The sequence below is a fragment of the Sphingorhabdus sp. genome (assembly GCF_044374345.1).
In the GTDB taxonomy this organism is placed as follows: Bacteria; Pseudomonadota; Alphaproteobacteria; order Sphingomonadales; family Sphingomonadaceae; genus Sphingorhabdus_B.
In genome coordinates, this window is record NZ_JBILOS010000118.1 from 1 (window position 1) to 5,514 (window position 5,514).

The window sequence follows — 5,514 nt, forward strand, 5'->3', positions numbered from 1 at the left end:
CGATTCCTGACCGCCAAGGTTAAAGCTGCTATGCAAATGGAGGATGCGGACCGCCGCCATACTTGCCTTTCCTTCTCGCACCGCCCAGATGCTTTGAATGATTATCGAACCTATGCACTCTCCCTACTGTCCTGATCCACAAATCGCCAGTCTGGGCGAAAAAATTGGTGATCCCGTACGTGCGGCCAACTTTCCCGAGACGACATTGCGTTTTCGCAACGACCGTTGGGCGGCGACCGTTGGGCTAGATGGATATGATGACGCGTCGTGGATCCGCCATTTCGGGCGTTTTGAACCGCTGCCCGATAACATGCCCGAACCTTTGGCGTTGAGGTATCACGGCCACCAGTTCCGCGTGTACAATCCGGAGATTGGCGACGGACGCGGATTTCTGTTCGCGCAGCTGCGTGATGGCCATGACCGGCTGTTGGACCTTGGGACCAAGGGGTCTGGCACCACCCCTTACAGCCGGCGCGGCGACGGAAGGCTGACGCTGAAGGGTGGTGTGCGCGAGATATTGGCGACCGAAATGTTGGAGGCGCTTGGGGTCAACACCTCCAAAACATTCTCGTTGATTGAAACCGGCGAAGAATTGATCCGCGGGGATGAGCCTTCGCCAACCAGATCCGCCGTTATGGTGCGGCTCAGCCATAGCCATATACGTTTCGGGACATTCCAACGTATCGCGGCGGAAGGCAATGAAGCGCTGATGCACAAGCTCATCCATTATTGCCTCGAACATCTCTACGGCGTCGATGGTTCAGACAACCCCGCAGCACAGCTGCTGGAACTCGCGGTCGATCGCGTCGCCGACCTTGCCGGTTCGTACATGGTCGCAGGCTTCGTCCACGGCGTGCTCAACACCGACAATATCAACATAACCGGCGAAAGCTTTGACTATGGCCCGTGGCGCTTCACCGAAAAATGGGACCCAAGCTTTACGGCAGCCTATTTCGACCAATCCGGACTTTATGCGTTCGGGCGGCAAGCCGAAGCCTTGCATTGGAACCTTGGCCAGCTTGCGGTAACGTTGCGATTGGTGTCAGACGCGCCGCCGCTGATTGCCGCACTGGAACGCTTCCCCGATCTCTATCAACAATCAGTCATTCGCCGATTTTTATGGCGACTGGGCGTTGTGTCGAAGGGCGCAGACGAGGATAAGCGCCTTGTCGAAGCCGCCGAGCGCGCGATGGTCCGCGATCAAATCCCCATCGCTGCATTTTTCCACGGCTACCGAGGTGGACGGGCAGGCGCATTCGCAGCCAACGGGGCAGGCCAAGCCGCATTTGAAGACATGTTGCGCGGTTATGCGCCGGTCCACGCATCGGACGATTATTGGGCAAGCAACCCCGTCTGCGCAATGTTGATCGATGAGGTTGAGATGATTTGGGACGCCATTGCCCAAAAGGATGACTGGCAGCCTTTATATCAAAAACTGTCGCATATTCAGGACTTGGGGCAAGCTTTGAAGCATGAAGGCTGATAATTGAAAAAGTCTGCGGACCTGATTGCGCGAAACGGGTAAGTTGCGGCGGCGAGTAAGGGTACCGCTTAAAAATCGGCACCGGTAAAGTTCTTCTAACCCACGGCCAACTAATCCTGTTTTGAAGCTTGGACGGCAGCCGTCCATTTTGGCGTCATGGAAAAAGCACGAGTCTATTTGGTGGGCGCTGGCCCCGGTGACCCCGACCTGCTGACGGTGAAAGCTGCACGGCTGATCGCGTCGGCCGATGTCGTTGTGCATGATGGCCTTGTCGACGCCGCGATTATGGCGCTGATTAGCCCGTCCGCACGCCTGATTTCAGTCGCAAAAAGCCGGTCGCGCCATTCAGTGCCGCAGGACGGCATTAACGACATTCTGGTGCGCGAAGCGCAGGTTGGCCGGGTCGTTGTCCGGTTAAAGGGCGGCGATCCGTTTATTTTTGGACGCGGTGGCGAAGAAGCCGAAGCGTGCCGTGACGCAGGAATAGATGTTGAGGTTGTTCCCGGCATCTCTGCGGCAATGGGCGGTGCTGCGGCGACCATGCTGCCACTCACCCACCGCGATGCCTCCAGCGCGGTCACTTTCGTGGCTGGCCAGTGCAAGGGCCTGACCGACCAGAATTGGGCTGGCCTTGCCGGCAAAGGTCGCACGCTCGTCATTTACATGGGCGTTGCGACCGCTGCGGATATTACCGAAAAGCTGATTTCCGACGGCTTGTCGCCCGATACGCCCGTTGCCGTGCTCGAACGCGCGACGCGGCCCGATGCGCGCGCGATGCAAACGATCCTCACCGATTTGGGCGACCTGATTAAACGTGAAGGCGTCCAATCCCCTGCGATCATCGTGGTCGGCGACGTTGTCCTCAAATCCGATGCCGAAAACCGGCTCAAACATTTTGCCAAACAGGCGGAGAAAATTGCGTGAAGTTACTGACTGGAAATGAATTGCGCTCTGGCGCTGTGACCTGGTGGACGGGCAGCGGCTGGTCGCTCCATGTTGAAGATGCGGTTGATGTTGGTGAACATGGCGAAGCCGTGCTGCATGCCGAGGAAGGCGCACGCCGTGTGAACGCGCCCTACATCATCGACGCAGTTGCCACACCCCAAGGGCCCCGCCCCGCGCATATCAAGGACAGGGTCCGTGCGCTTGGGCCAACGGTGCGGCCAGACCTTACATTGAAACCCGCTGACCCAGCGGCAGGCGACTGGATAATCTGATATGTATAAATATGACCATTTCGACCAATCGATCGTCGATGCGCGCGTTGCCGAATTTCGCGATCAGGTAAACCGGCGTATCGCGGGGGAGATTACGGAAGACCAGTTCAAGCCATTGCGGCTGATGAACGGACTGTATCTCCAATTGCATGCCTATATGCTGCGCGTCGCCATTCCCTATGGCACGTTGGATAGCCGGCAGATGCGGATGCTCGCGCACATCGCGCGCAAATATGACCGCGATTACGGCCATTTCACCACGCGGCAGAATATTCAGTATAACTGGATCAAGCTTGAGGAATGCCCGGATTTGCTCGCAGAACTGGCAACGGTTGAAATGCATGCCATCCAAACCAGCGGCAATTGCATTCGCAACATCTCGTCGGACCAATATGCAGGGGCGGCGGCGGATGAAGTGGCTGATCCGCGTCCTTGGGCAGAATTGCTGCGCCAATGGTCCACATTCCACCCTGAATTCAGCTATTTGCCGCGCAAGTTCAAGATTGCGGTCATCGCCTCACCCGAAGATCGTGCCGCCATGCGCTTGCATGACATCGGGCTAGAGCTTGTCCGTCAAAATGGCGAATTGGGTGCGCGCGTATTCGTAGGTGGCGGCATGGGCCGTACGCCAATGATTGCGCCAGAGATCAATCCGTTCGTTAAAGCCGACGACCTGCTCAGCTACATCGAAGCCTGCTTGCGCGTGTACAATCGCTATGGCCGCCGCGACAATATCTACAAGGCGCGTATCAAGATACTCGTGCACGAAATTGGTGCAGACGAATATCGCCGTCAGGTTGCGGAAGAATTCGCCCATGTCAAAACGCTGGGCATCGATCCGCCATTGGCAGAGCTGGAACGCATCAGCGCCTTCTTTGCACCGCCTGCATTTGACGCAGCAGACGTAGAGCCCGATCGCAGCGATCCCGATTTCGCGGTTTGGTTCGACCAGAACGTAAAGCCACACAAGCAAGCGGGTTACGCGATCGTCAATATCAGCCTGAAGCCCATTGGCGGTATTCCCGGAGATGCCACATCGGCGCAAATCGATGTGATGGCTGATCTTGCCGAGCAATATGGCTTTGACGAATTGCGCGTCACCCATGCGCAGAACATCGTCCTGCCACATGTGGCCAAGCGCGATCTGCACGCGGTGTGGCAAGCATTGCGCGAAGCCGAGTTGGCGGACGCCAATCTTGACCTGATCAGCGATATCATCGCCTGTCCCGGCCTCGATTATTGCAGCTTGGCCAACGCCCGTTCGATCCCCGTCGCGCAGAAAATTGCGACGCGCTTTGCCGACATGGATCGGCAACGTGATTTGGGCGAGCTGAAGCTTAAAATCTCCGGCTGTATCAATGCATGCGGGCATCACCATGCGGGTCACATCGGCATATTGGGTGTCGACCGGAAGGGTGTGGAAAATTATCAGCTGACCTTCGGCGGCTCTGGCGCGGAAGACGTCAGCATCGGGAAAATCATTGGTCCCGGCTTTGATGAAGACGGCGTTGTCGACGCGGTCGAAAAGGCCACGGAAGTCTACAAGATGCTGCGTGAAGGCGATGAGCGTTTCATCGACACATATCGCCGTGTCGGCCTCGAACCATTTAAGGAGGCGATTTATGGTTGAGTTTCGCTATCGCACGGATGAAGTCACCGAACAGCCATCGGTTACGCTCGATGCCTTTTTGGACCAGTCCAACGCCACCGCAGTCCGGCTTGAGCCCGATGATGATGCACGCGCACTGATCCCGTTTTTGGATCGGCTGACGCTTATCGAAGTTGCGTTCCCCAAATATCGCGACGGGCGCGGCTACAGTTCCGCGCGCATCTTGCGTGAAGCTGGCTACACCGGCGAACTGCGCGCACAAGGCGATGTTCTGGTCGACCAAATTGCGTTCATGCGGCGCTGTGGTTTTGACAGCTTTGCACCCGAAGCGTCGTTAAATCCCGAAGCCGTCGCGCGCGCGCTTTCAACCTATGACCAGTTTTACCAAAAGGCCGCGGACGCCGCGGTTCCCGTTTGGAAGTTACGGCATGGGTGAACAGGTTCGCATCGCGGACCGTATCAACATCGCACCACGTTATACTGAGGTGGACGCCGTCCGTCTCAACAACATGTTCCGTGGGCGTGATACCGTCGAGATGCTGACCGTCTTGCTGCGTGAAAATATGTTGGGTGATGCGGCCATAGTCTCCAGCTTCGGCGCAGAGAGCGCCGTTTTGCTGCATTTGATTGCCAGCATTGACCCCGCCACGCCTATATTGTTCCTCGACACCGGGAAGCATTTTCCCGAGACGATTAGCTATCGCGAGGAACTGCGGAATATGCTTGGCCTATTGGACCTGCGCATCATCGCGCCCGACCCTGCGCATCTGGCGCAAAAGGACGGAACGGGCCTGCGCTGGTCTTATGACCCCGATGGCTGCTGCGAAATTCGCAAGGTCCTTCCGCTAAAGTCTGCGCTTGCTGGCTTTGATGCCCAGTTTACGGGCCGAAAAGCCTTTCAGTCCGCAACCCGCAAGGCCTTGCCGCGGTTCGAGATCGAGGAAGGCCGCCTCAAGGTCAATCCGCTTGCAGATTGGGACAAGGTTAGGATCGAAGCCTATATGGCCGAGCATGCACTGCCGGTGCATCCATTGGTCGCGCAGGGCTATCCGTCGATTGGCTGCTCACCCTGCACCACGAAGGTTGCGGCCGGCGAAGACCCGCGCTCGGGGCGTTGGAAGGGCTGGGACAAGGTTGAGTGCGGAATTCATGCGGCCGTTCCGCCGCTGGATGACAGCGCAAACGACCCGATCTTTTAAGTGGCG

At 57.4% G+C, this 5,514-nt stretch carries 6 protein-coding genes; all 6 read left to right on the forward strand.

Features of this window, described 5'->3' with window-relative positions; translation table 11 throughout:
• The first annotated feature begins 97 nt into the window (after positions 1-97).
• The 6 genes from ACIQ5B_RS10005 to ACIQ5B_RS10030 all read left to right on the forward strand — a co-directional run bounded on the left by ACIQ5B_RS10005 (position 98) and on the right by ACIQ5B_RS10030 (position 5,508).
• Positions 98-1,483 (forward strand): protein adenylyltransferase SelO family protein, encoded by a 1,386-nt coding sequence (locus ACIQ5B_RS10005; protein WP_397598893.1) that lies wholly within the window; start codon positions 98-100, stop codon positions 1,481-1,483.
• Positions 1,484-1,639: 156 nt separating this feature from the next.
• The gene (cobA, locus tag ACIQ5B_RS10010) at positions 1,640-2,407 is read left to right on the forward strand and encodes a uroporphyrinogen-III C-methyltransferase (protein WP_397598894.1); all 768 of its coding nucleotides are present in this window, start codon (positions 1,640-1,642) and stop codon (positions 2,405-2,407) included.
• Entirely contained in the window at positions 2,404-2,700 is a 297-nt protein-coding gene (locus ACIQ5B_RS10015; protein ID WP_183941664.1) for a DUF2849 domain-containing protein, read from the forward strand. Before cobA ends, ACIQ5B_RS10015 begins: the two co-directional genes overlap by 4 nt.
• Position 2,701: 1 nt before the next feature.
• Positions 2,702-4,330 (forward strand): nitrite/sulfite reductase, encoded by a 1,629-nt coding sequence (locus tag ACIQ5B_RS10020; RefSeq protein ID WP_397598895.1) that lies wholly within the window; start codon positions 2,702-2,704, stop codon positions 4,328-4,330.
• Positions 4,323-4,745, forward strand: coding sequence for a DUF934 domain-containing protein (locus tag ACIQ5B_RS10025; RefSeq protein ID WP_324479421.1), 423 nt, complete (start codon positions 4,323-4,325; stop codon positions 4,743-4,745). The genes ACIQ5B_RS10020 and ACIQ5B_RS10025 overlap by 8 nt, the downstream gene beginning before the upstream one ends.
• Positions 4,738-5,508: a phosphoadenylyl-sulfate reductase gene (locus tag ACIQ5B_RS10030; protein ID WP_397598896.1), complete on the forward strand. Its 771-nt coding sequence runs from the start codon at positions 4,738-4,740 to the stop codon at positions 5,506-5,508. The genes ACIQ5B_RS10025 and ACIQ5B_RS10030 overlap by 8 nt, the downstream gene beginning before the upstream one ends.
• Positions 5,509-5,514: the final 6 nt, after the last annotated feature.

Excerpts from the sequence above, each read along its gene's own strand:
- ACIQ5B_RS10005 (WP_397598893.1), top strand. The coding sequence starts at position 98 with ATGATTATCGAACCTATGCACTCTCCCTACTGTCCTGATCCACAAATC.
- cobA (WP_397598894.1), top strand. The coding sequence starts at position 1,640 with ATGGAAAAAGCACGAGTCTATTTGGTGGGCGCTGGCCCCGGTGACCCC.
- ACIQ5B_RS10020 (WP_397598895.1), top strand. The coding sequence starts at position 2,702 with ATGTATAAATATGACCATTTCGACCAATCGATCGTCGATGCGCGCGTT.
- ACIQ5B_RS10025 (WP_324479421.1), top strand. The coding sequence starts at position 4,323 with ATGGTTGAGTTTCGCTATCGCACGGATGAAGTCACCGAACAGCCATCG.
- ACIQ5B_RS10030 (WP_397598896.1), top strand. The coding sequence starts at position 4,738 with ATGGGTGAACAGGTTCGCATCGCGGACCGTATCAACATCGCACCACGT.